The organism is Aquiflexum sp., assembly GCF_977115555.1.
Genome location: NZ_CDSBKL010000469.1, coordinates 1 through 2,826, shown reverse-complemented (window position 1 = coordinate 2,826; position 2,826 = coordinate 1). Strand labels below are relative to the sequence as shown.

3 protein-coding genes are annotated in these 2,826 nt (G+C 45.0%); 2 read left to right on the top strand and 1 reads right to left on the bottom strand.

Translation table 11 applies throughout. The features are described from left to right. On the top strand, positions 1 to 197 hold a 197-nt coding region (locus ACZFYI_RS18375; protein WP_462525580.1), incomplete at its 5' end, for a hypothetical protein. 303 nt (positions 198 to 500) lie between these two features. Here the strand turns inward: ACZFYI_RS18375 and ACZFYI_RS18370 are convergent. Continuing rightward, complete coding sequence (locus ACZFYI_RS18370) at positions 501 to 1,436, bottom strand: SMP-30/gluconolactonase/LRE family protein (RefSeq protein ID WP_462525579.1); 936 nt, start codon at positions 1,434 to 1,436, stop codon at positions 501 to 503. A 257-nt stretch (positions 1,437 to 1,693) separates the two neighbouring features. Between ACZFYI_RS18370 and ACZFYI_RS18365 the strand changes: the two genes are divergently transcribed. Beyond that, positions 1,694 to 2,826 (top strand): sulfatase family protein (locus tag ACZFYI_RS18365; RefSeq protein ID WP_462525578.1); only part of this gene is annotated, 1,133 nt, incomplete at its 3' end.

The window sequence follows — 2,826 nt, the reverse complement described above, 5'->3', positions numbered from 1 at the left end:
AAACGAGAGCCAAGAATATTGAAAAATTAGCCTCCGAATGGGGGCTTTTTTTATTTCTCCGAATTCATCCTTACCACAGATGGACACAGATTTTCACTGATGGTTGGTGCAAAACCCAGGAAATTTTTACCGCAATGTGCCCAATGGTTTCGCCAAGAGCTCAAGGAATCTTTCTCTGTGCCCTCCGCATCCTCTGAGGTAAAATGTTTCTTTTCGCCTTAGTGCCGTCGCGGGACACATTCTTTTTTTTTCTGCGTCAATCTGCGATATCTGCGGGAAAAACTCCTTACCACAGATGCACACAGATTTTCACAGATGGTTTTCTATAAACTTCATTCTGAACCGAAGCTTGCGGAGGTGAAGAATCTCATTTATTATTGGTATTTTTCTTTGCGTCTTCGCGCCTTTGCGGGACACATGAATATTATTTTCTCTGTGCCCTCCGCGTCCTCTGAGGTAAAATTTTTTCTTTGTGTCTTCGTGCCTTTGTGGGAAAAGAATCACTTCAACCCCATCTTCAACACATAATTATCCGCCGTGATAAAAATTGTCTTTTCATCCGTAGAAAAAGCACAGTTAGAGGTAGCTTCTCCCGTCGCAATCCTTGCCAAAGCTTTTCCATCTGCATCAAAAACCCAAACTCCTCCCGGTCCTGTTGCAAACAAATACCCCGAACTATGCATTTTCATCCCGTCAGGAAGTCCATTGTACCCTTCTTTTCCTACATAAGAAGTAGCATCAAAAAACAACTGCCTATTTTCTACCACACCCGGCGAAACAATCTCATATTGGTACCACACCGCAAGTTCAGGATCAGAGTTGGCGACGAGCAACTTTGTTTGGTCGGGAGAAAAAGTGATCCCGTTTGGTCGGGAAATGCTGTCTACCAATAAGAGTTCACCATCCGTCTTCAGACAGTAAATTCCCTGAAAATCCAATTCCTTCGCCGGGTCATCCACATTGAATTCCAAGCCATAGGGAGGGTCTGTAAAGTATAAATTCCCTTCCTTGTCATAGATGGCATCATTCGGGCTGTTGAGGCGCTTTCCCTGATAGTTATCCACAATGCTTACAAAATCCGCTTTTGGCTGATCCAAAGACGCATTCATTTTGGCCATGCGTCTGTCTCCATGTTGGCAAAGCACCAAAGCCCCGCTTGGATCCAAAATCAACGCATTGGAACCTGTTTCCCCACTGCGGATAGCCTCCCCGGTATATCCGGATGGTTTCAGATAAAGACTTGTTTCCCCTTTGGCATCAATCTGAAATATTGAGTTGTTGGGAATATCAGAAAAGAGCAGCTTCTGTTCTTTTTCCAGCCAAAGTGGCCCCTCAGTCCAGGCATAGCCCTGAGAAATGACCTCAATTTCTGTCTCAGGGTCGATCAGAGTCAGTGCCGCCTCATCAAGAATTTCTACAAATGCGTTTTCTTTCATGGTGTTTTTGGGTTGGGAACAGGAATAAGTTATCAACAGGATTAATATCAAATAAAATGCTTTGGCGTTTTTCATAGCGGATGTGGATAAGGCAATATAATAATAAATTTATCGAAGTAATCTCAAATCTTTTGTGCTATACGGGATTTAAATCAGTTGAAATTGTCAAAGGAAAATGAAGAAAGTCCATTTTTTTTAAAGCATGTGATTTGATATATTTAATTCCATCCATATTGGGAATATATCCAAACCAAACCATGAAATCCTTTCAACTCCTCTTTTTCTCCTTCTTTCTTTTTATTTCCTGCGAAAAAAAGGAAACAGAAAAGACCTCCTCCAAGCCTCCCAACATCCTTTTTATGATAGCCGATGATTGGTCTTATCCACATGCCGGCGTATATGGAGACCCGGTAGTCCGTACCCCCACTTTTGACAGGCTCGCCAAAGAAGGCGCTTTGTTTACCAATGCTTATACCGCTTCTCCTTCCTGTTCACCTTCCCGTGCCTCAGTTTTACTCGGAAGATATCCACACCAAAACGAAGCAGGAGGCAATCTTTGGTCTGAATTTCCTGCCCAATACCCCACCTATATCAGCATCCTGGAAAAGGCAGGCTATTTTACAGGTTCCACCCGAAAAGGTTGGGGACCGGGGGAGTTTGCCGTCTCAGGCTTAGCCCACAATCCTGCCGGGAAGCAATTTGAAGATTTTGAAGCATTTTTGAACCAAAGACCCAAAGACCAACCTTTTACTTTTTGGTTTGGCAGCAGCGATCCGCATCGGGAATATGTAGCCAACACCGGCATCCAAAGCGGTATGAAGTTGGAAGATGTGGTCGTTCCGGGATTTTTTCCGGACAATGACTGTGTGCGGAATGATATCCTGGACTACTATTTTGAGATAGAGCGCTTTGACAGGGAATGTGGACAACTGATCCGACAGCTCGAAGAGATCGGTGAACTCCACAATACCATCATCGTGATGACAAGTGATAATGGCATGCCTTTCCCCCGGGCAAAAGCCAATCTCTATGACTTTGGAACGCGCATGCCTTTGGCAATCCGGTGGCCTAAAAAAGCCAAACCGGGAACCATCATCGGCGATTTTGTGAATTTCGTAGACTTTGCCCCGAGTTTCGTCGAAGCAGCAGGACTTAAGGCCAAATACATGAGTGGACAATCACTGTGGGCATTGTTGGCAGGGGAAAAGCAAGACCGCGGGCAGGTGTACCTCGAAAGAGAAAGGCATGCCAATGTCCGCAAAGGAAACCTCAGCTATCCCATGCGGGCAGTCAGAACCCACCAATACCTTTATATTTGGAATCCCATGCCCGAGCGGAATCCTGCCGGAGACCCGACAGTCCATCAGTCTGTAGGACAATTCGGCGATGT